Raw genomic sequence first — 24,339 nt, forward strand, 5'->3', positions numbered from 1 at the left:
CCTTTTTTTATAGATATTGTTCAAGTGTTTGTTGTATTTTTTCTGAAGAGATACCCGATAGTTCTTGAAGTTCGGCTACACTGCCATGTTCGGGAAAACGATCCGGCACCCCCAGAATTACAAGTGTGTTAATGAAGTTATTTCTGGATGCGAATTCTGAAATACTGCTTCCGAAGCCACCCGAAATAACTCCATCTTCTACAGTTATTATGGTTTTATATTTTCTGAAAATAGTGTGAAGTAATTTCTCGTCCAAAGGCTTCACAAATCTCATATCAAAACACCCAATCTTTTCTGAAGCTGATGTATTTTGAATAGCCTCCATAGCATTAGTAGACATAGTACCCAAAGTAAGGATAGCGATCTTGCTTCCTTCTTTCAATGGTGTTCCTTCCCCAATGTTAATTTTAGAAAACGGCTGTTGCCAATCTAACATTCTGCCTCTGCCACGCGGATATCTAATCGCAATTGGCCCTGGTAATCCAAGTTGTGCGGTAAACATTATATTACGCAATTCGACTTCATTTCTGGGTGCAAAAATGATAATTTCCGGAATGCATCTTAAATAGGCGATATCGAAAATACCATGATGAGTTGGGCCATCTTCTCCCACTAAACCTGCGCGATCCAAACAAAATATTACCGGAAGTTTTTGAAGACAAACATCATGGATAACCTGGTCATAAGCGCGTTGCAGAAAAGTGGAATATATATTACAAAAAACAATATAACCTTGAGTGGCAAGGCCGGCAGCAAAGGTCACGGCATGTTGTTCGGCTATTCCAACATCAAATGCACGTTCAGGAAATGAGTCCATCATATATCTCAATGAGCTTCCGGAAGGCATTGCAGGGGTGATGCCAATTATCTTGACATTGTCTATTGCCAATTCTACGATGGTTTGTCCAAATACATCTTGAAATTTAGGAGGAAGTACTTCATTAGATTTTGGTAATAAGTCTCCAGTTTCGGCATTGAATTTTCCAGGCGCGTGATAGGTCACCTGATTTTCTTCTGCTTGTCGCAATCCCTTTCCTTTTTTAGTAATTACATGAAGTAATTTGGGACCTTCTATATGTTTTAATTTTTCTAGTTCAGAAGTCAATTTTTTGAGATCATGACCATCAACTGGCCCGGAATACTTGAAGTTAAGCGCTTCAAAGATATTATCGGTTTCTGGTGCGCCATTGAGATTTACCTTTGTGAAATAAGCCTTGAGTGCTCCAACACTCGGGTCAATTCCAATGGCATTGTCATTAAGGATAACCAGAATATTGGTATTTGTAACTCCTGCATGATTTAAAGCTTCGAAGGCCATTCCGCTTGCAATCGAGGCGTCTCCAACAACTGCAATATGTTGCCTTGATTGATTGCCATTAAGTTGCGAAGCAATCGCCATTCCTAAAGTGGCTGAAATAGCTGTGCTGCTGTGCCCCGTTCCAAAAGTGTCGTATTCGCTTTCGCTAATTTTAGGGAAGCCACTAATTCCATGTAAGCTTCGGTTTGTATGAAAAAGATCTTTTCGTCCAGTGAGAATTTTATGTCCGTAAGCTTGATGCCCTACGTCCCATACTAATTTGTCTTCTGGTGTATTGAACACATAATGAAGTGCAATTGTTAGCTCAATTACTCCCAAACTGGCACCGAGATGCCCTTCTTTTACGGCAACGATATTTATTATAAACTCCCTCAATTCTTTGGCAAGTTGGGGTAGATTCTCTTTGGAAAGTTTCCGAAGATCTACAGGAAATTGAATTGTATCTAGTAATTTTTTTGGCACCTAACAAAGATACGTTTATTAAGGAATTAGTTAATTAGAGGATAACGAAATTGCAATTTTATTAAATAATAACTAAAATATTCTTGAAGATTAGTTAGCATAAGATAATTTTGATATTTTTCTAAAGACTAAAGACTAAAGACTAAAGACTAAAGACTAAAGAATGATTCAACCTCATGACGATACGTATTTTATGAAACGGGCTTTGCAGGAAGCTGAAGCGGCTTACGACAAAGGTGAAATTCCGGTAGGGGCGATCGTGGTGATAAAGAATCAGATTATTGCCCGGGCTCATAATTTAACTGAAACACTAAACGATGTTACTGCTCATGCGGAGATGCAGGCAATTACCGCAGCGGCAAATTTTCTCGGGGGTAAATACCTAAAGGATTGTACCCTTTATGTCACTTTAGAGCCTTGTCAGATGTGTGCAGGAGCTTTATATTGGAGTCAGATATCAAATATAGTTTATGGAGCGAGAGATGAGCAACGAGGTTGTATTGTAATGGAAACTAAATTGCATCCCAAAACGGTTATGAAAGGTGGTATTCTGGAAAAGGAGGCTTCAGAAATAATGAAAAAGTTTTTTATTGAAAAGCGGAATTTAAACTAAAACTTTCAGAATAAAAAAACCCTCAAGAAAAATTAAATTCGAGAGGGCTAAAGTATTATATGTATATATCACTTAGTCGTGGATAACGCGAACCTGAGCCGCTACCGTTCCTTTTCTTCCTTCTTCTTCTACGTATTCTACTTTGTCACCTTCGTTAAGGGCTTCCCCATTTAAACCGGTAACGTGAACAAAAATGTCTTTTCCGGTTTCATCATTTGTAATGAATCCAAAACCTTTTGATTCGTTGAAAAATTTTACTGTTCCTTCCATTGTTGTAATAAATAAATTAATAAAATGTTGTTAGTTAAGTATAAATGTAGGGTTGTTTTTCAACAAAATAAAAAAATCTATAAAAAATAATTTGGATTTATAGCTTCTTGTCCTTCTGATAGTCCTGCATTTTTTCAATACTTTCCCTAGTTAGCATATAGTCTTTTACGCTTTTATTCTTCCAACGATGGTAAATAAAAGTAGGCATTAACACAAAAAATCCGGCCATAATTGAAAGTCCTATAATCAGGTTTCCGGTTGCCTCATCGTCAGGCTTCAAATAAAAACCAATACCTAAACTAATAAGTACAATAAGAAATAATATAGTTAGGAAATATTTCATGAGATTCTTTTTAATTTTTTCTTCGGAAGAAAAAGCACTCACCTTTATTTTTCTGAATAATCTTTCAACTTTCGTCTATAAGCGGTAAGTAATTTGGATTTTGAAACAAAACCATAATACGTGCCATTATAGATCACAGGCAAATTCCAGGCACCACTTGTTTCAAATTTGTTCATGATTTCTTCCATGGTATCTTCTTTGTAAAAAATCATCGCCGGCGCATTTTCAATAAGGTCGGTTGCCGATATTTTATCATATAACTTTTGGTCGAACATAATTTTTCTAAGGTCATTCAACAAGATGATCCCTAAAAATTTATTATCAGCATCTACGACAGGATAGATGTTCCTATTTGATTTTGCGACCGCATGATTTAGAATTTCGCCAAGTTTCATATCTGGGGTTATAGTAATGAAATTGCGTTCAATAATACGGTCTAATTCCATGAGAAGGAGCGTGTTTTTATCCCTATTGTATGTAAGTAAATCGCCCCTTAACGCTAATTCACGCGTATAAATAGTATGCTCCAACATATTTTTAGTAATTAAAAATGAGATTGCAACGGTGATCATTAATGGTACGAAAAGCTCATAGCCACCTGTAATTTCAGCAATTAAAAATATAGCGGTTAATGGGGCATGAATTACCCCGGCAATTAGCCCAGCCATTCCTATTAGAGTAAAATTAGCTTCAGAAACATGAAAGCCCAGTCCAATATTATTGATAACCTTTGCTACAACATTTCCAAGCGCACTCCCCATCACCATGGTGGGAATTATTACACCACCTACTCCTCCAGCAGCAAATGTAGTGGTCATCGCAATAGCTTTAAAAATGGTAATACCAAATAGCAGTGCAATAACTACCCAAATATTATCTGTATAGTTGTCGAAAGGGGTCGTGCCAAGAGCATCCATATATCGTCCTTCCAATAAATTGTTTATAAAACTTAGACCTTCTCCGTAAAGGGGTGGAATGAAATATAACATGATTCCTATGGCAAGTCCGCCTACAATAAGTTTGAGTAGGCGTGTTTTAAAACGCTCAAATAATTCGTAAATCGCAAAATACATTTTAGTAAAATAAATTGACGCAAAAGCGGTTCCTACCCCTAATATCATATAAAACAGAGTGTCTTCCAACATAAATTTATCGGTCACATCGAGATTAAAAAGTTGTTCGTCTCCTAAAAAGAAATAAGATGTAAGGACCGATGAAATTGATGCGATAAGTAGTGGTAATAATGAAGCAAATGTTAGGTCTAGACTAAAGACTTCAATTGCAAATACAATGGCAGCGATAGGCGATTTAAACATCGATGCCATAGCACCAGCAGTGGCACAAGCGATTAATAACAACCTTGTTTTCTTGTCTACTCGAAGTAATCTCCCCAAATTGGAACTTAAAGCAGAACCAGATGTAATTGCGGGGCCTAATAATCCTACCGATCCACCAAATCCGACAGTAAGAGGTGCAGTAATCAAAGTTTGATAAATCAATCTAGGAGACAATAATCCCTTTTGCCGTAATAAGGAGTATAAAAGTGATGGGATACTCCTTTTTATGAATGGAGGTACAGTGGGAGTCAATATTTTCGTAAAAAAATACTTCTTGATTAAGTACACAAATAGCAACCCAATAAAAGGAAGTATAAAATATAAATGATAATTGGAAATAATAATCCCATGTTCAAGAATGGACTGGATAGAAAACGTTATATTTTTTAAAGTAAGCGTGACGATCCCTGCCAACAAGCCTACCACAAAACTCATCACTAAGACAAAGTTGTCTTGAGAAATATATTTATATCTCCAAGTTAACATTCGGGTAAGAAACGACTTAGATTGCGGCATTGTATAAATTTAGCGATAAACAAGAAACAAACATCATTGTTTAATTTCAAAATGTTATAATCACTTCTTCCTAATAGCGGTTCTTTCTTTTTATTCTGAAGGATGTTAAACTTCAATTAAAATCCTCTAAAAGTTTAAAGATCTAGCTTAAGTTTTAATTCTTTTAATTGTGCTTTATCAATTGGTGCTGGTGCATCGATCATCACATCACGTCCCGCGTTATTTTTTGGGAAAGCGATAAAATCCCGAATCGTTTCCTGTCCACCTAATATAGCCGTAAGTCTGTCCAAACCAAAGGCAATTCCACCATGTGGAGGCGCTCCGTATTGAAATGCGTCCATTAAAAAGCCGAACTGTGCTTTCGCCTCTTCAGGTGTAAAACCAAGATAATCGAACATCATCGCCTGTGTCTTTTTATCGTGAATACGAATAGAGCCACCTCCAATTTCATTACCGTTTAGCACCAAATCGTATGCGTTTGCCTTTACCTCACCTGGCTTGGTTTCTAATAATTCCAACTGTCCGGGTTTTGGTGAAGTAAATGGATGGTGCATAGCGTGATAGCGCTTGCTGTCTTCATCCCATTCGAGTAGCGGGAAATCTATAACCCATAATGGAGCGAATTCATCTGCCTTTCGAAGGCCAAGACGTTCTGCTAACTCCATTCGCAACGCACTTAGTTGTGCGCGGACTTTATTTTTATCTCCTGAAAGCACACATATAAGATCTCCTTTTTGGGCTCCGGTTACTTCTGCCCATTTGGCAAGATCATCCTGATCGTAGAACTTATCTACGGAAGATTTATAGCTTCCATCATCGTTACAACGTGAATATACCATTCCAAGAGCGCCAACCTGAGGTCTTCTTACCCAATCGATTAATTTATCAATTTCTTTTCGAGTGTAAGAGTTTCCGCCGGGTACTGCGATTCCAACTACCAATTCGGCCTGATTGAAAACGTTAAACTCTTTATGTTGAGCAACAGCATTTAATTCTCCGAATTCCATTCCGAAGCGAATATCAGGCTTGTCATTCCCGTAACGCTTCATAGCATCGTCATAAGTCATTCTTGGAAATTCAGCTAGTTCTATATTCTTTATTTCCTTTATAAGATGCCTTGTTAGTCCCTCAAAAGTGTTTAAAATATCCTCTTGTTCGACAAAGGCCATTTCGCAGTCGATTTGCGTAAATTCGGGCTGTCTATCTGCTCTGAGATCTTCATCACGGAAACATTTTACAATTTGAAAATATTTGTCCATACCACCCACCATAAGCAGCTGCTTAAAAGTTTGAGGAGATTGAGGAAGTGCATAAAATTGCCCTTCATTCATTCGAGACGGCACCACAAAATCACGAGCCCCTTCGGGTGTTGATTTAATAAGATAAGGTGTTTCTACTTCAACGAAACCCTTTTCAGACAAATAATTACGAACCGCCATAGTCACTTTATGACGAAAAATTAGATTTTCGCGTACTGGCTTTCTTCTTATATCCAGATAGCGGTATTTCATCCTAAGGTCTTCACCACCATCAGTTTCATCTTCGATAGTAAAAGGTGGTGTTAAAGATTGGTTTAGAATAATCACTTCGGAAACCAATATTTCAATGTCACCGGTAACCATATTCGGGTTTTTAGATTCTCTTTCGATTACCTTTCCATGCACTTGTATAACAAATTCACGACCTAATTTTGAAGCAATTTCCATGACGGCTTTGGCAGTGCGTTCCTCATCGAATATAAGCTGAGTTATGCCATAACGATCTCTTAGATCTACCCAGATCATAAATCCTTTATTTCTGATTTTTTGAACCCAACCAGACAATGTTACTTCCTGATCGATATTTGAGGCGCTCAATTCGCCGTTTGAATGTGTTCTATACATTGTGATTAGTTATGCTTCCTTAATTTACTGAAAGCTGCAAATTTATAAAGATAATCATTGGAAAACATTATAAAAGTAAGAAAGAATCGACCAGACTTATATTTATAAAAGTTGATAAAATTGTGAGTAATATTCACATCTATGCATAAAGTTGACAATTTCTTTGTTAACTTGGGGGGAATTAATATAAAACCACTTAATTATGAAACAAAAAAACTCTTATCGCAGGAGCATTCTGCTTTTGTTACTTGTTTTACCTTGTTTTGTGTTCGCACAATCGACCCTTATAGGAAAGGTAAACAGTGATAAAGGTGAGACCGTCCCCTTTGCAAATGTTATTCAGAAAGGAACGACGAATGGTACCACCACTGGTATCGATGGTAATTTTACCATTGAGGTACCCAGTTTGCCAACGACTTTAGAATTCTCTTCTCTAGGTTATTTAACCGTGGAGTTGAGAGTTACAAATGCAACTCCTATAACAGTAACCATGGGCGAATCTGCTCAGGCACTTGAAGAAGTTGTGGTTACCGGATTGGCAACATCTGTAAAACGAACCAACTCAGCCAATGCTGTTGCCTCGATTTCAGCGGAACAATTAACAGGAACCACCCCGCCACCTACATTAGATGGCGCATTGTACGGGAAATTCGCCGGTGCGGTTGTTAACTCTAACTCGGGAGCACCGGGTGGAGGTATATCGGTTAAGCTTCGTGGAGCAACTTCTCTACAAGGAAATATTCAGCCACTGTATATTATAGATGGAGTCTATGTTGACAACTCTTCCATTGCAGCAGGATTAAACACAGTATCTGGAGCTGCTTCCGGAGGAAGTGCTTCAAACCAGGATAATCCAACAAATAGGATTGCCGATTTGAATCCAGAAGATATCGCGAATATTGAGATATTAAAAGGAGCTTCGGCTGCGGCGATTTACGGATCACGTGCAGCAGCAGGGGTAATTATTATTACCACAAAACGAGGGAAGGCTGGTGAAACTCAATTCAAATTCTCACAATCTGTTGGATGGGTAGAAGCTATAAACCTATTAGGAGTTAGAGATTATACGGCGGCGAGAGTTGAAGAAAGTTTTGGTGCAGCAGATGCAGCGCTTTTCGTAGCGGCTAGTAATGCAGGAACCTTGGTAGATTATGAAAAAGAAATCTTTGGAGAACATGGAATCGTTTCAAATTCCAATTTTAGTATGGCAGGTGGTTCCGATAAAACGAAGTTCTTTGCCGGAATAAGTCATAATAATGAGGCCGGAATTGTATTAAATACAGGTTACGAAAAAACCTCTTTCCGACTTAACTTAGATCACAAACCTCAAGATTGGTTGAAGTTTACGCTAAGTACAAACTATATTTATTCGTCTTCAGATCGGGGATTTTTTAACAATGATAATACTGGTACAACGATCGGTATCGCTTTAACGGCGACCCGACCATGGGATAATTTATTTCCGGATGCCAATGGTATTTATCCCGATCACCCGAACAACTCTTCCAATCCACTCCAAACAAGAGATTTGGTACGAAACAATGAAACGGTGAATCGTTTTATTATGGGAGGTACTGTGAATTTAGATATTTACAAAGCAGATAATTCGAATTTGGAATTGATTCTAAGAGGAGGTATGGATATGTACGCACAGAAAACACGTGCTATCTTCCCAAAAGAATTACAGTTCCAGAAGCTTACTAATGGGGGGTTAAATGGAGTCTCTTCACAAGGAGATACTCAAAATAAGAATTATAATTTATCTGGGTTTTTGGTGCATAATTATTTTACAGATAATGATATTAATTTCCGAACTCAAGCGGGTCTAACAAATGAATTTTTCGACCGAAATACAGTTTTAGTTACAGCAACCGGTCTTGTAGCTTCCGAAACGAATGTAGATCAGGCGGCGAACACAGGAGTTAATCAAACCCGAGTTCAGCAGGAAGATTCAGGATTTTTTGTACAAGAAGAGGTGAATTTTCAGGATATGTTGATTGCCACTATTGGTGTAAGAGGGGATAAATCTTCAAACAACGGTGATGCGAATAAGTTGTCCTACTATCCTAAAGGATCATTAGCGGTGAATATAAACGAATTCGGATTTTGGAAAGAAGATGGTGCTTGGGATCAGTTTAAATTAAGAGCTGCTTACGGAGAGGCTGGAAACTTCCCTCCACCCGGAGCATTGTTTACGTCCTATAATGCATTCTCTACAGGAGGAATTCTTGGAATTAGCCTTATTGGAGTAAGAGGAGATAAAAGTATTGTTTCAGAAAGACAAAAAGAACTTGAATTCGGTACAGATCTTTCTTTCCTTGATGGACGAGCTGGTTTAACTGCCACTTACTATATCAAGACAATAGACGACCTGATTTTACAATCTGCTTTAGAGCCTTCGACGGGATATACTTCAGAATTTGTAAATGCGGGTGCACTAGAGAATAAGGGAATCGAACTTTCGTTAGATTTAGTTCCCGTTAGAACAGAAAACTTTGAATGGAACCTCGGTATTAACTGGTTTAAAAATACTTCTGAAATCACACGATTAGATGTTGAACCTTTTAATATTGGTGCATTTGGAGCAGGTTTAGGTACATTTAGAATTGAAGAAGGTTCAAGTGCCACTCAAATTGTAGGAAGTTTTGCAGGAGAGCTTAGAGTAGTTGGTGATGCAGAACCTGATTTCCAAATGGGGATTAATAATAATTTGAGATATAAGAATCTTGATCTAACATTTTTATGGCAATGGAAAAAGGGTGGAGATAATGTAAACCTTACCACCTTATTAACGGATTTAAACAGAACGAGTCATGATTATGATGATATTACAGTAGATCCAGATGGACTTGTTGTTAACGGACAGTATCGCCCAGGTGCCGCTGCCGATGTGCATACTCAGGATGCTTCTTATTTAAGACTTCGTGAATTAGGATTGTATTACACAATTCCTAAAGCGATGCTTTCAGGAGTAATTGGAGGTACATTCGATTCCATAAGATTAGGATTTTCAGGATCCAATATTATCAATATTTTTGACTATAACAGTTACGACCCTGAAGTATCTAATTTTGGTGGAGGAACTATTTTTAGTGGAGTTGAGGTAACACCATTTCCATCTTCAAAAAGATACTTATTTCACGTAGCTGCTAACTTTTAAAAAAAATAAATTATGAAAAAATATTTATATAAAATCATGTTCTTCGCTCTGGTGCTGGTCACGACAGTTTCCTGTGAGGTTGAAGAATTTTCAGATCTAAACAATGCAGAAGTAGATGCATTTGAAGAAAACCTTACTCGTGGAGATCTACAGGATCTTGTGGGAGGTCTCTTATATAGTTCCCGTTTACGATTAGGGACTTATTATGACGATTGTGGTGTTATTGGAAGAGAGTTTTATCGTTTCTCTGGTTCAGATCCTCGGTTTACCGGAGATTTATTAGGTGGCGGAGAGCTTACCTTGGATAATAATACCTTCTATATCACGGCTCCTTGGGCAAGTCGTTACCTAACTGTAAAGAATGCCAATTTAATACTTGGGTTCTTAGATGGACAAGATACATCGGCTCAATTTACAACGGCAGAGGTAAATGCAACAAAAGGACTATTAAAGACCTTTATTGCTTATGAATTATTGCTAAACCTTAATTTAACTTATGAGAATGGTATCAGATTGGATGTGGCCGATGAAAATAATCTTGGTCCATTTGTTGGATATAATCAATCTTTGACTGGTATTCGCGCATTATTAGTGGAAGCCGCTAGTGATCTCTCAAATGGGGGCTCTGATTTTCCCTTTATTTTGTCATCAGGATTCAGCTTGTTTAATACGCCGGGTACATTTTTACAGGCAAATAACGCTATCGCAGCTCGTGTAGCGACTTACCAAGGAGATGCAAGTGCAACGCTTGCTTTCTTGAATAATTCGTTTATGGTAATGGATTCTGAGCAATTAAACTTAGGTATGTTTTATACATTCTCCTTAGATCAGACCGATATTGCAAATCCATTGTTCTTCTCTATTGAAGGACTTTCTGCTGCAAATGCAAGAATAGCGCAGCCTAATTTCGTTCCTGAAGCAGAGACAGGTGATAACAGACTTAGTAAGGTGGTTCTTTTAGACGATCCTATTATGCAGGATGATCTTTCAGGGAATTATGCTTTATTCAGATATACTAGTAATGTAGATGATATTCCTATTGTTAGAAATGAAGAGTTAATTCTTTTATATGCTGAAGCGAATATTACTATAAATCCTTCCGAAACAGTTAATGCTTTGAACCTTATAAGAAATAGTGCAGGTCTTCCAAATTATACTGGAACAAACGACCCGACTGCGCTTACTAATGAGATGCTTACACAGAGAAGATACTCTTTGTTTGCCGAAGGACATAGATGGATTGATATGAGACGCTATAATAAATTAGGCGACTTACCTATTGATAGAACTGCTGATGATGTTTGGGTTCAATTCCCAATTCCATTAACAGAAAATCAATAATTATTAATAGAGTATAAAAGAAAAACCCTTTCCAATTCGGAAAGGGTTTTTTATTGAAAATAAATTGAATGATATTATTATTCTGCAGGCTCAAGTTTTGTTTCATTACCTTCAGATGTAACAGTCTCCATATTTCTTTTTTTATGAATCCACATCTTCATACGCATGGCTATATAAAATAAAATAGGAACAACGATTAAAGTTAAGAAAGTAGCAATAAAAAGTCCATATATAACTGTCCAAGCTAAAGGTCCCCAAAATATTACGTTATCACCTCCCATGTATATTTTCGGATCAAACTCACTAAATAATGAGAAGAAATCTATATTTAGACCTATAGCAAGCGGTATTAACCCAAGAATAGTAGTGATGGCAGTCAATATAACAGGACGTAACCTTGCCTTTCCAGCTTTTATAATACTACTTAGCAAATCTTCTTTGTTTAGATATTCAGAATCATCCATATCTAATTCATTTTTCTTCCTGTCTATTAAAAGTTGTGCATAATCTAATAGTACTACTCCATTATTAACTACAATTCCTGCTAAGGAGATAATTCCCATCATGGTCATCATTATCACAAATGGAGCTCCCGTTATCACAATCCCTCCAAACACTCCAATAAAGCTAAGAAATATGGCAATCATGATTATCGTAGGCTTGGAAATTGAATTAAATTGGAAAATTAAGATTAAAAAAATCAGTCCGAGGCCACTAAAAAATGCTCCCATTAAAAACGTCATTTGTTTGTTTTGTTCTTCAATCTGGCCCGTAAAATCAATTTTTATATTCTCTGGTAATCCTTCAAAATTGCGCATTTCATTTTGCACTTGACTTACGACTGCACCTGCATCAGTATAGCCTGGAGCTAATGCTGAGTAAACCGTTACAACACGACGGGTGTCTCTATGTTTTATTGCACTAAATCCAGAAGTATTGCTTTTAGAAGCGACAGAAGAAATAGGTATTTCACGCATTTCACCTGAATTTGTTCTAAACGTCAAATTCTGATTAAAAAGAGCGCTATAATTATACCTGCTGTCCTTATTAAATCGAATATAAATATCATAATCTTCTCCAGCGTCTTTAAATATACCGGCTTTAGTTCCAAAAATAGAATTACGTAATTGTTGTCCAACCTGCCCAGCACTAACGCCTAGTTCTCCTGCTTTTTCTCTGTCTACCGTAACTTGCATGGCCGGTTTGTCTTTATTAACATCTATTTTAAGCTCATCGATTGCGGCAATATTTTTACTATTGATAAAATCCCGCATTTTTTCTGCGGTTAATATTAATTCATTGTAATCATCGCCTTCTAATTCAATATTTATTGGGGCTCCACTTGGGGGGCCATTTTGATCTTTCTCAACCGAAATCAATACTCCAGGATATATACCAACTAAAGCTTCTTGTACCTTTTGCCGCAAATGCTCACTATCTTCTCCTCTTCTAAATTTATATTCGCGCATTGAAGCAGTGATCTTTCCTTTATGAGGCATCTCAGCTGCAGAACCACCGTCGGTTTGGGGATTTCCAGCTCCTTCACCTACTTGAGAAACAGCACTTTCAACTAAAAAATTATAGTCTCCATCTCTATACTGCTCTCCATTTATTACTTTATATACTTTTTCTTCAATTTCGTTAGTAATAGCATTAGTTTTATCTATATCCGTCCCTTGCGGATACTCGATATAGACAATTATTTGATTGGGCTTATTGTCCGGAAAGAACTCAACCTTTGTTCTCTGTGTTGCGAGAGAAGCTCCAAAGGTTATAAACGCAACAATTAGTAAAAGAAATGTTCCGCCAATAACTATATAAGGGCGCTTCTTTTTAAATGCTGTAGTTAAATTACGTTCGTACCAATTTTCTAATTTGACTAAAGATTTTTTCTGAAATCTATTAGCCATTTTACGTATTATTAATCTATATACCCATAGCATTATGGCTGTAAAAATCATTAATGTTCCCAGAGCACGATACTCGCCACCAAATAACATAATGAGTATCCCAATTCCTCCAACAATGGTTGTAACTTTTATAATTTGATTAACCGGCATATCTTTATCTTCGGTAGTCATAAATTGAGAAACTAATACCGAATTAAAGAAAATGGCAACAATAAGTGAAGATCCTAATACTACGGATAATGTAATGGGAAAGTAAATCATAAACTGGCCCATTAGTCCAGGCCATAATCCCAAAGGAACAAAGGCCGCAACTGTGGTAGCTGTAGATATAATAATTGGAAATGCAATTTCACCAATTCCTTTCTTGGCTGCTTCAATACGGCTCATCCCTTCTTCGTCCATAAGCCTGTATACGTTTTCGACTACTACAATACCATTATCTACAAGCATTCCAAGACCCATAATTAGCCCAAAGAGTATCATAGTATTCATAGTATAGCCCAATTGGTTTAAAATCATTAAAGACATAAACATGGACATAGGAATAGCAAAACCTACAAATAATGCATTTCTAAATCCTAAAAAGAACATTAAAACTGTTACAACCAAAATAATTCCAAAGATGATATTATTGACAAGATCATCTACTTGACCTATTGTTTTTGATGATTGATCATTTGTGATAGTAACATTTAGATTGGGTGGAAAGACATTTTCTTTGGCATTTTTCACAATCAATTCGATCTGATCTGCTGCTGCAACCATGTTTTTTCCTGAACGTTTTTTTACATCGAGCATTACCACACGATCACCAAATTCTCTCGCAAAAGTGGTACGATCTTTTTCTTTGAAAGAAACGTTAGCAATATCTTTTAGATATACGATATTTCCGTTTTCAGATTTAACAACAAAATCATTTAAATCTGAAGGCGTATCAATTTCGCCAATAATACGAATGGTTCGTCTTTGTCCACTTGCAATAAAATTTCCTGCAGACATAGTCATATTACCATTACTAATGGCACTGCTTATATCTTGAAAACTAACAGAAGACGCCATCATTTTATAGATATCTACCGCAACTTCTACTTCCTTTTCTTGCGCACCTCTTATATCTACTTTTTTAATTTCGGCAAGATCTTCAATGTCATCTTGTAAATATTCTCCAAATTCTTTTAGCTTTTCTACCGTATAATCTCCGGATATATTAATATTTAAAATGGGCATTTCTTCAGACATGCTCAGCTCGAAAATATTTGGTTCAACTTTGGCATTATTAAAAGTTGGCCAATCTTCCCCAGAGGTTTCAGAATCTATTTCATCTTTTACTTTTTGCAATGCAAGTTCAACAGAGATACCTTCATCAAACTCAATAACAATCATAGAATAATCTTCTTGAGAGGTTGATGTAATTTCTACAACATTGCTCACTGTCTTCAATTTATCCTCAAGAGGATTTGTGATCAACTTCTCAATATCTTCAGCAGTATTTCCAGGGAACAAAGCGCTTACGTAAATCTTGGTTTCTCGTATTTCGGGAAAACTTTCTCTAGGCATACTAAAATAAGAGGAAATCCCATAAAATAATATTAACGACATTATAACATAGATCGTTGTCTTATTATTTATCGCCCACGATGAGAGTTTGAATTCTTTCTCAGTGTTTTTTTTCTTTTTCTCCATGTTCGTGGGATTAATAATTGATAATTTTTACTGTCTGACCATCTTTTACACTACGAGCACCTTCTACAATAATTTCATCACCGTTTTTTAACCCTTCTAAAACCTCAATAACATCGCCTTGAGTTTTACCAGTTTTAATAATTACTTGGGTTGCAATGGCTTTATTATCATTTTTTTCTTGAAGAACATAGATATATTGTTCTCCTTCTGCGTTTTCAGAAATAATACTTTGTGGAATTAAAAGGGCTTTCTCACTTGTGTAATCATTAATTTTTAGTCGAGCAGTTAAATTAGGTTTGATAGCTCCATCTTTATTAGGTACCGCAATTTCAATTTTAAATGTCCTATTATCTGGATTAATAAAGTCTCCCGTTTGTCTAATTTTTGCGTCAATTTCTCTGCCTAATACTGGAAAATTTACTTTAACATCTTTACCCACTACTACATCATTTAAATATGTTTCTGGAACATCAGTTTCAATATACATATCGCTTAAATTAACAATACGAAACAATTCTGTTTGTCCAGGAGATACCACGCTACCTTGCTCAGTAATTATATTGTCGATAGTTCCAGAGAAAGGAGCTTTGACACTCGATTTTCCTAACTGACTTTGCATTTGGCTAACAGCTTTTTGCTGACCTTCATAATTAGATTTCGCCTGTAGATATTGAATTTCACTTCCAATTTTTTGATCCCACAATCTTTCTTGTCGCTCAAATGTTGTTTTGGCAAGATCCTCCTGTATTTGTAATTGAGCCACTTGCTGTCCCATTCCACCATCATCAATAGTTCCTAATAATTGTCCTTTAGTAACTTTTTGCCCTTTTTTTACATACACGCGATTTAAAATACCGCCCATTTCTGGGGTAATTACTATGTTCTGTTTGGTTTCTACACTTCCTTGTAGTTCAACAAAATGGTTAAATGATTCTGCTTTTGCAGTAAATGTTGTAATTAAAGGTATTTTCTTTTCAGGATTTAACTCGTGAAGTTTTTCGTCGAGAAGTTTAATTTTATCGTGTATTTCTTGTTGCTGAGTAACAATTTCATCTCTTTTTTTCTGAATTGTCTCCACATCATTTGTGGCGATTACGCTTTCAATGGTGTTTTTTTCTTCGTTTCCACAAGAAGTGAAAAATAAGGCTGCTATAATTAAAGTTAGAATGTTTTTCATATTAATTCTCCTGATTGGCAGGTGTCATTTGGTTAAACTTTTTTTCCTTTTTATTGTATTTGGAAGTATCCTATTAAACTAAGCTCCAATCCTTAATTTAATATCTCCCTTTTATTTCATCCGAACTAATTCTCAGTTCCGGAGTATTCAAAATGGTTTCAATCTCGGCTTTGGAATTAATTAAATTCACCATAGACTGAATGTATTGTTGCTGTGCATTATATAATTGCGTCTGTGCCTGTCTCAAATCGAAACTGGTAGACAAACCTTCCGTAAATTTTATTTGGTTTTTGTTTTCAATTCGTTCGGCTAGACCAATGTTCTTCTTAGCATTTTCATAGTTCTCTAGAGAGAATTGATAGTTGCTCTTTGCAGTATTTAGCTCAAGCTTTATATTCTGCTTAGTTTCTTCCAATTGAGTTTCGGCCTGATCTAAAGCTATTTTAGTCCTCTGTGTAGCAGCACTTCGCATGCCACTACTAAAAATTGGAACATTGAGACTAACGCCTAATATCGAAGACTGATACCACTTTTGATCACCATTGAAAAATGAAAAATCCTCACTATTTGCTGAGGTTCCATAATTAACGAAAGCAGACAAACGCGGCATTGCTTTACTTTTTTCGAACTGCATTTCCAAATCTCGTTGTTCCGTTAAATTCTGTGCGATCTTGTAATCTACGTTTTTCTCAACATTCAAGGACGTATCCAATAACTCCAGACTGATATTTGAACTTGCAAGATCTTCCAGTTTGTCTTCAAAAATCACTGAAGTGTCAACATCCAAACCTAGTGCTACATTAAACATCTGCCTTGCAATAATGGTAGTACGGCGCGCATTACTAAGTTGAGTCTCAACATCCAGTAAGGTGATCTCCAACTGTTCTACACTTTCTTCTTCTGTTAATCCGTTCTCGAAAATCTTTCGGGTTTCGTATAGATTTTTATCTAAGTTCTCCTTATTTTTCTCAAATATTGATATTAGTTCTTCGGAAAGGATTACACTTCCGTAGGCATTAATAACCCCCTTTCTAACTTCCAGATTTGTTTTTTCGTTAATGTTTTCTGAATATCTTAGAAACGATTTTGAAGCTTTCAGACCTACGAGGTAGCTTCCATCAAAAATCAACTGATCTAAGGTTGCCACGGCTGAAGCATTTTGCTTAGTACCAAAGGTAATAGGTACAAATGTTCCAGGTTCCCCTCCTGCAATTTCTCCGGGTAATAAGGTGACCGGTTGTTTAAGATTATTGTTATAGGAAACATTACCACTTATTTGTGGTAGTCCCGTTGCTGTGGTTTCCCACTTTTGTTTCAGAGCTTTCGCAATATCACGTCTGGCATTGATAGCTGTATAATTGCTATCGATGGCAAAAGTGATTGCTTCTTCTAAATCAAAACTATATGTTTCATTTTGCTGTGCAAAACCGAGGTTCGACAGCAAGATAAAACTGAAAATAATACACTTTTTAAGCATTGGTTAATCGTTGTTTATAAATTTGTTTAGTGTTTGTAATCCCTCTTTTGTTACAATTCCCCTTAAATGATATTCCAGATAATTTTCCATTAACTGGGCTTTGGGGAATTTATCACTCGGAAAAAGTGAATCGTCTTTTAAATTTATAACCCCCATAAAATAGAGGCGCGATATAAAATTTACATCCAGGTTATCTCGGTAAAGTCCCTGTTTTACTCCTCTTGTAAGGTTTTTCAAGGTGCAATCTTGCATTTTGTCGAACTGCCTCGATTTTAATTTTTCAAAAATTTCCGGATAGTATTTTTGCAATTGATATTGAGGAGATGATTTTTCGTCTTTCAGCTGAATCATAGCGAACTTCTTTATTTCATAGAGCTCTTCAATGGGGTTCTTATCTAGTGCACAAATACAATCAATTCCATGAACTATGGTATCTAAAATAGATGTAGTAGCTTCACTAACAAGTTCTGTTTTGTTCTTATAATGAGCGTAAATGGTCTTTTTCGATATTCCCAGTTCGTTGGCAATGTCGTCCATTGTAACGCTTTTAAAACCTAGGTTTATAAAGAGTTCCGCAGCTTTCTGAATTATTTTATCTCTCATATTAGTCGGCAAATGTACAATAGGAAACTTAAAAAACAATAAAAGTTTCCAAAGTTTTATGCTTTTCTTAACATTCGTCGCTTTTGGTATTCAAAATATCTACCGAATTTTTACAATTAAGAGGCTTTCAATTGTATTTCTTGTGTTATTTTTGCAGCAAATTTTCCCGAATGATTCCATTAGAAAAATATAGTGAAGCATTATCACAGAAACTAGCAGCTACTGTTTCCGTGAAGGAACCTGAACAATTATATGGCCCTGTGTCGTATATAGTGTCGTTGGGAGGAAAACGCTTACGACCAATACTTACACTAATGAGCTGCGATTTTTTTAGCGGATCCTACGAAAAAGCTATGGATGCGGCAATCGCAGTAGAATTGTTTCATAATTTTTCATTGATTCACGACGATATAATGGATAATGCACCATTAAGAAGAGGCCAAGAGACCGTGCATGAAAAATGGGATATAAATACGGGTATATTGTCTGGCGATGCCATGTTAATTCTTGCATACCAACTATTTGAAAATTATGAACCTGCTTTGTTTAGGGATTTGGCAAAGTTGTTTAGTAAAACTGCTTTACAGGTTTGCGAAGGGCAACAATACGATGTGGATTTCGAAACACGGGATGATGTAACCTTGCCAGAGTATATTAAAATGATTGACTATAAAACGGCCGTTCTTATTGGAGCCGCTATGAAAATGGGTGCAATCGTTGCAGGTGCTTCGGAAAGCTGTACAGAGCACATTTATGATTTCGGACGCTATTTAGGAATAGCTTTTCAATTGCAGGACGATTATTTGGATGCCTTCGGAAATCCTGAGAACTTCGGAAAACAAGTAGGTGGCGATATTATTGCCAACAAGAAAACCTTCCTTTATTTAACTGCATTTCAAAACGGAAGTAAAAAACAAGCCGATGAATTGGTGAATTTGTTCAGCATTGAACCTAAGGACCCTTCAGATAAAATTGAAACCGTGAAACGTATCTTTCAAACTTCGGGAGCTTCCGAAGCTACCAAAAAAGAAATTATTCACTACACCGAAAAGGCAAATCAAGTACTCGAAAAGATCGATATTTCTTCAGAAAATAAAGAAGCACTGCGTGAATTTGGGAAATCACTAATGGCAAGAACAGTGTAAAAGAAATTAATATCTAATAGTTAAGCATTTCTTCTTCAATACTTAATTTTACTGTAAACTGTAAACTGTAAACTGTAAACTGTAAACTAAAAATATACCCTCACAAACGGAACATAGGCGTTCGCATAGACGCTTTTCACCGAATCGTACAGAAGGTCGTACCTAAGTCCGATTGTGAAATTTCCTTGTCGGTAGCCGACACCCACAAAAAGCGCTGGATACCAATAATCGTCATTGGGGCGTTCCAGGAAACCTTCATAGGCTCGGGAAACATGGAGTTCTTCAAATTCGGCGGACACCTGCAGCTGTGGAATTATATTGTAGAGTCCCAATATGCTACCTCCTAATATCGTAGAACTATAGAGATTTTTCTGAGAATTATAGGTACCGCTCAAGCCAACCCCAAGCGCGAATTGGTCGTTAAAGTCATAAATAGCACTAGGTGCCAAAGTCCCACTAAAAAATCCATCCCCGAAACTGAGTCCGATGCCACCGCCAAAATGAACATTCGACCAAAACAAAGATCTATCTTCCTGAGCATAGAGAGTAGTTGTACAAAGTAACAACAGAATAAACATCGTATTTTGTTTCAAATAATCGACAAAGAGGTTATTCATTAGGAATTATTTAAGAGTATTGCCCTATAAATATATAAAATCGACGAATGTAGTTTATGGATTTGTTGTATTTTTGTTGCGTTTTATAAAATACACTCTTATTTTCCTCCTATGGATAAATATTCGTTTCTTAATGCCATTCATCCTGCTTACATCGCAGAACTCTACGATAAATATTTACAATATCCCGACAGTTTGGAGCCTAGCTGGAGAGCTTTTTTTCAAGGATTTGACTTCGGAATTGAAAATGGATCGCTTGAGTCTTTAGGGATTGAGCAGAATGGGCAATCAATTCCAGATAATCTCTTAAAGGAATTTCAGGTCATTAAATTGATAGACGGATATCGAACTCGCGGACATTTGTTCACTCGAACAAATCCTGTTAGGGAACGTAGAAAATATGAGCCAACATTAGATATTGAAAATTTCGGGCTTTCTGAAGGTGATTTAAAAATGACTTTCAAGGCTGCGGAAGTTTTAGGTATAAAAGAAACCACGCTTGGAGATATCATCACTCATCTTAAAAGTATCTACTGCGATTCTATTGGAATAGAGTATATGTACATTCGGAAACCTGAAGAAATTCAATGGATCCAGGATAAACTGAATGTAAATGACAATCAGCCAAACTTTTCCGAAGAGAGAAAAAAGCACATCCTTAAAAAGTTAAATGAAGCGGTTTCTTTCGAGACTTTTCTTCATACAAAATACGTAGGACAAAAACGATTTTCCCTGGAAGGTGGAGAGAGTTTGATTCCTGCATTGGATGCTCTAATAGAAAGTGCAGCAGAAAAGGGAGTGAAGGAATTTGTAATGGGAATGGCTCATAGAGGTCGTTTAAGTACACTAACTAATATCTTCGGAAAAAGCGCAAAAGACATTTTTAGTGAGTTCGATGGGAAGGATTATGCACAGGATATTTTTGATGGAGATGTAAAATATCATTTGGGTTGGACTTCAAAGCGGAAAAGTGATTCTGGAAAGGAAATCAACCTTAATATCGCACCAAACCCATCACATTTAGAAACCGTTGGGGCAGTGGTGCAAGGAATTGCACGTGCCAAGCAAGACGATCATTTTAAAGGAAATGAAAAAGCGGTATTGCCAATTATTGTTCATGGAGATGCTGCAATCGCGGGACAAGGTATTGTCTACGAAATAGTACAAATGGCGCAATTGGATGGATATAAAACCGGCGGAACGATTCATATAGTTGTGAATAATCAAATTGGATTTACCACGAATTATCTGGATGCACGTTCTTCGACATATTGTACAGATGTAGGCAAAGTAACATTATCACCTGTTTTACATGTAAACGCAGACGACGTCGAAGCTGTGGTTCATGCCATGTTATTTGCATTGGATTTTAGAATGGAGTTTGGTCGTGATGTTTTTATAGATCTTTTAGGATATAGAAAATACGGACATAATGAAGGGGATGAGCCAAGATTTACACAGCCAAAGTTGTATAAAGCGATTGCGAAGCACGATAATCCTAGAGATATTTATGCCGAGAAGCTTAAAAAGCAGGGAATTATAGATGATAAACATACTGCAAAGTTAGAACAGGATTATAAAGAGAAACTGGAAGAGAATCTTGAAGACTCTCGTAAAGAGGATAAGACAGAAATTACTCCTTTTATGAAGGACGAATGGGAGGGTTATATCTATGCTGAGGAGGATAAAATGATGGAAGAAGTAGATACCAGCTTCGACTTGAAAGCTTTGGATGAAATCGCTGAGGTAATTACAAAGTTGCCAAAGGATAAAAAATTTCTTCGGAAGATATCTAAGTTGATTGATGCCAGACATCAAATGTACTTCGAAGATGATAAATTGGATTGGGCGATGGGAGAGCTTCTAGCATATGGAACTCTTTTGAAAGAAGGTCATGATGTACGAATGAGTGGTCAGGATGTGGAAAGAGGTACTTTTTCACATAGACATGCCGTTGTAAAAGTGGAGGATAGTGAAGAGGAAATAGTACTGTTGAATCAATTAAAAGGAGAACAGGCCAATTTTTATATTTACAATTCACTTTTATCAGAATATGGAGTGGTAGGTTTCGATTATGGCTATGCCATGGCGAGCCCAATAACACTTACTATTTGGGAAGCCCAATTTGGAGATTTCAGTAATGGCGCCCAAATTATGATCGATCAATATATTTCGGCAGCAGAAGATAAATGGAAGCTTCAAAATGGTTTGGTAATGCTATTGCCTCACGGATATGAAGGTCAGGGAGCAGAACATTCTTCGGCGCGGATGGAGCGTTATCTTCAGATGTGTGCGGCAGATAATATGTTTATTGCAGATGTCACGACTCCTGCAAATATGTATCATTTACTAAGACGACAACTCAAGGTAAAATACAGAAAACCTCTTATCGTTTTTACACCAAAGAGTTTATTGAGACATCCAAAGGTGTTATCGACTAAAGAAGAATTTGCAAATGGAAGTTTTCAAACCTTAATAGATGATCCCGAAGCGGAAGTAGCAAAAATCAAGACCCTTGTGTTTGTAAGTGGGAAATTTTACTACGATCTTCTTGAAAAGAAAGAGAACGACAAACGAAATGATGTTGCATTGGTGCGTGTAGAGCAATTGTTCCCATTGCCGGCTGTCAAAATGAGAGCGGTAATGACAAAGTATAAAAATGCAAAAGATGTTGTTTGGGCACAGGAAGAGCCACGAAATATGGGTGCCTTCTCTCATTTACTCTTACATTTTGAGGAGACTAAAAACTTTAGAGTATGTAGTCGTAAAATGTATGCTGCTCCAGCTTCTGGAAGTAGTGTCCGTTCAAAATTGCGTCATCAAAAAGTAATTGACAGTGTTTTTGATAAAAATAACGATCAGTAGTATTTCTGAAAGAATTGTTTTCAGAAAAAAGAAATAAATAATCAACGCTGCATAGCAGTAAAGTAATAAAAGTACTATGGCATTAGAAATGAAAGTCCCTTCACCGGGAGAGTCCATAACCGAAGTAGAAATAGCACAATGGCTTGTTGAAGATGGCGATTGGGTAGAAAAAGATCAGGCGATTGCCGAAGTCGATAGTGATAAAGCAACGTTGGAACTTCCAGCAGAGGCGAGTGGTATTATTACTCTTAAGGCTGAAGAAGGTGATGCAGTTGCCGTTGGAGCAGTTGTTTGTCTTATAGATACAGACGCAAAAAAACCTGGTGGCGGAGACGACACTCCCGAAACTTATAAAAATCCGGGAGACGAGAAGGGTGAAGGAAATGCTGGTCCGGATTTGGACAAGCAGGATGCTAAGAATAAAAATACAGGGGAGAAAGCTGAGGCACTAACACAGACGCCGTCTAAAAGCTCTACGCCTAATCAGCAACAAGACAATAAAACCTATGCTTCAGGAACGCCATCACCAGCTGCAAAGAAAATTCTTTCAGAAAAAGGAATGGATTCTACAGCTGTAAAAGGAAGTGGTCGTGACGGTCGTGTCACAAAATCTGACGCAGAGAATGCGACTCCTTCTATGGGAACTCCAGGAGCTGGCGGACGTGGTACGGAACGTAAGAAGTTATCAATGTTAAGACGTAAAGTCGCTGAAAGACTGGTAGCCGCTAAAAACGAAACTGCCATGTTAACAACCTTTAACGAGGTTGACATGAGCCCGATCTTTGAACTGAGAAAGGAATATAAAGAAAGCTTTAAAGAGAAGCACGGTGTAGGTCTTGGATTTATGTCATTTTTCACTTTAGCAGTAGTTCGTGCATTAGAGTTATTCCCGGATGTAAACTCTATGATTGACGGGGATTATCAGATAAAACATGATTTTAAGGATATATCTATTGCGGTTTCTGGTCCAAAAGGATTGATGGTTCCTGTAATTAGAAACGCTGAAAACCTAACTTTTAGAGGGGTAGAAGCAGAGGTGAAACGTTTGGCAATTAGAGCAAGAGACGGACAAATAACTGTAGATGAAATGACTGGTGGTACCTTTACTATTTCGAATGGTGGGGTTTTTGGAAGTATGTTGTCCACGCCAATTATTAATCCACCTCAGTCTGGAATATTAGGGATGCACAATATTGTTGAGCGCCCAATTGTACGAGATGGTGCTATTGCGATTGCTCCAATCATGTTTGTGGCATTGTCTTATGATCACAGAGTGATAGACGGGAGAGAATCTGTAGGATTTCTGGTAGCTGTAAAAGAAGCATTAGAAAATCCTGTTGAACTTTTAATGAATAATGATGTAAAAAGAGCTTTGGAATTATAGCAAAACATAATTCTTCAAAAACCCGGCTGAAAAGACCGGGTTTTTTTATGGATACAATTGAATTATATAATTTATAAGATTGAGAACTAAAATCGAAATAACAGAAAACACAAGTACCATAAAAACGATTCGTTTACCGCTTAATTGTTTTTTATCTTTTTCTTCTTCTAGCATATTTGAAAACATACTATAAATGTCGGAAAATTCTGATGAATGTAAAATACGTATTTACACG

16 protein-coding genes are annotated in these 24,339 nt (G+C 36.8%); 6 read left to right on the plus strand and 10 right to left on the minus strand.

The features are described 5' to 3' along the window. Nucleotides 1-7 precede the first annotated feature (7 nt). Complete coding sequence (locus tag BXY75_RS03260) at nucleotides 8-1,780, minus strand: 1-deoxy-D-xylulose-5-phosphate synthase (RefSeq protein ID WP_121906260.1); 1,773 nt, start codon at nucleotides 1,778-1,780, stop codon at nucleotides 8-10. A 163-nt stretch (nucleotides 1,781-1,943) separates the two neighbouring features. Here BXY75_RS03260 and BXY75_RS03265 point away from each other — a divergent pair, with 163 nt between their 5' ends. Further along, nucleotides 1,944-2,393 (plus strand): nucleoside deaminase, encoded by a 450-nt coding sequence (locus BXY75_RS03265; RefSeq protein ID WP_121906261.1) that lies wholly within the window; start codon nucleotides 1,944-1,946, stop codon nucleotides 2,391-2,393. A 72-nt stretch (nucleotides 2,394-2,465) separates the two neighbouring features. Here BXY75_RS03265 and BXY75_RS03270 read toward each other — a convergent pair whose 3' ends face one another. The 4 genes from BXY75_RS03270 to aspS all read right to left on the minus strand — a co-directional run bounded on the left by BXY75_RS03270 (nucleotide 2,466) and on the right by aspS (nucleotide 6,742). Next, a complete protein-coding gene (locus tag BXY75_RS03270; protein ID WP_121906262.1) occupies nucleotides 2,466-2,663 on the minus strand; it encodes a cold-shock protein in 198 nt (65 codons plus the stop codon). A gap of 97 nt (nucleotides 2,664-2,760) precedes the next feature. After that, nucleotides 2,761-3,006 (minus strand): hypothetical protein, encoded by a 246-nt coding sequence (locus tag BXY75_RS03275; protein WP_121906595.1) that lies wholly within the window; start codon nucleotides 3,004-3,006, stop codon nucleotides 2,761-2,763. A gap of 44 nt (nucleotides 3,007-3,050) precedes the next feature. Beyond that, nucleotides 3,051-4,859, minus strand: a complete 1,809-nt coding sequence (locus BXY75_RS03280) for a chloride channel protein (RefSeq protein ID WP_121906263.1) — start codon at nucleotides 4,857-4,859, stop codon at nucleotides 3,051-3,053. Nucleotides 4,860-4,993: 134 nt separating this feature from the next. Further along, entirely contained in the window at nucleotides 4,994-6,742 is a 1,749-nt protein-coding gene (gene aspS / locus BXY75_RS03285; protein WP_121906264.1) for an aspartate--tRNA ligase, read from the minus strand. Between the two features lie 202 nt (nucleotides 6,743-6,944). On the opposite strand from aspS, the gene BXY75_RS03290 reads away from it, so the two are divergent. Beyond that, nucleotides 6,945-9,902 (plus strand): SusC/RagA family TonB-linked outer membrane protein, encoded by a 2,958-nt coding sequence (locus BXY75_RS03290; protein ID WP_121906265.1) that lies wholly within the window; start codon nucleotides 6,945-6,947, stop codon nucleotides 9,900-9,902. Between the two features lie 12 nt (nucleotides 9,903-9,914). After that, the gene (locus tag BXY75_RS03295) at nucleotides 9,915-11,243 is read left to right on the plus strand and encodes a RagB/SusD family nutrient uptake outer membrane protein (protein WP_170152838.1); all 1,329 of its coding nucleotides are present in this window, start codon (nucleotides 9,915-9,917) and stop codon (nucleotides 11,241-11,243) included. 77 nt (nucleotides 11,244-11,320) lie between these two features. Here the strand turns inward: BXY75_RS03295 and BXY75_RS03300 are convergent, their stop codons facing one another. From BXY75_RS03300 to BXY75_RS03315, 4 genes are all read right to left on the minus strand, one after another. Then, on the minus strand, nucleotides 11,321-14,836 hold the full coding sequence (locus BXY75_RS03300) for an efflux RND transporter permease subunit (protein WP_121906267.1): 3,516 nt from the start codon (nucleotides 14,834-14,836) through the stop codon (nucleotides 11,321-11,323). A 10-nt stretch (nucleotides 14,837-14,846) separates the two neighbouring features. Continuing rightward, nucleotides 14,847-16,013: an efflux RND transporter periplasmic adaptor subunit gene (locus BXY75_RS03305; protein WP_121906268.1), complete on the minus strand. Its 1,167-nt coding sequence runs from the start codon at nucleotides 16,011-16,013 to the stop codon at nucleotides 14,847-14,849. 97 nt (nucleotides 16,014-16,110) lie between these two features. Beyond that, nucleotides 16,111-17,490: a TolC family protein gene (locus tag BXY75_RS03310; protein ID WP_121906269.1), complete on the minus strand. Its 1,380-nt coding sequence runs from the start codon at nucleotides 17,488-17,490 to the stop codon at nucleotides 16,111-16,113. 3 nt (nucleotides 17,491-17,493) lie between these two features. Next, nucleotides 17,494-18,093: a TetR/AcrR family transcriptional regulator gene (locus BXY75_RS03315; RefSeq protein ID WP_121906270.1), complete on the minus strand. Its 600-nt coding sequence runs from the start codon at nucleotides 18,091-18,093 to the stop codon at nucleotides 17,494-17,496. A gap of 170 nt (nucleotides 18,094-18,263) precedes the next feature. Between BXY75_RS03315 and BXY75_RS03320 the strand changes: the two genes are divergently transcribed. Further along, the gene (locus BXY75_RS03320) at nucleotides 18,264-19,238 is read left to right on the plus strand and encodes a polyprenyl synthetase family protein (RefSeq protein WP_121906271.1); all 975 of its coding nucleotides are present in this window, start codon (nucleotides 18,264-18,266) and stop codon (nucleotides 19,236-19,238) included. A gap of 86 nt (nucleotides 19,239-19,324) precedes the next feature. Here the strand turns inward: BXY75_RS03320 and BXY75_RS03325 are convergent, their stop codons facing one another. After that, nucleotides 19,325-19,855: an alpha-ketoglutarate decarboxylase gene (locus BXY75_RS03325; RefSeq protein ID WP_245962909.1), complete on the minus strand. Its 531-nt coding sequence runs from the start codon at nucleotides 19,853-19,855 to the stop codon at nucleotides 19,325-19,327. 111 nt (nucleotides 19,856-19,966) lie between these two features. On the opposite strand from BXY75_RS03325, the gene BXY75_RS03330 reads away from it, so the two are divergent. Both BXY75_RS03330 and odhB read left to right on the plus strand, forming a co-directional pair. Further along, the gene (locus BXY75_RS03330; RefSeq protein ID WP_121906272.1) at nucleotides 19,967-22,720 is read left to right on the plus strand and encodes a 2-oxoglutarate dehydrogenase E1 component; all 2,754 of its coding nucleotides are present in this window, start codon (nucleotides 19,967-19,969) and stop codon (nucleotides 22,718-22,720) included. Nucleotides 22,721-22,796: 76 nt separating this feature from the next. Beyond that, nucleotides 22,797-24,104, plus strand: a complete 1,308-nt coding sequence (odhB, locus tag BXY75_RS03335) for a 2-oxoglutarate dehydrogenase complex dihydrolipoyllysine-residue succinyltransferase (RefSeq protein ID WP_121906273.1) — start codon at nucleotides 22,797-22,799, stop codon at nucleotides 24,102-24,104. The last annotated feature ends 235 nt before the right edge of the window (nucleotides 24,105-24,339 follow it).

Source organism: Ulvibacter antarcticus (genome assembly GCF_003688405.1).
Taxonomy (GTDB): Bacteria; Bacteroidota; Bacteroidia; order Flavobacteriales; family Flavobacteriaceae; genus Ulvibacter; species Ulvibacter antarcticus.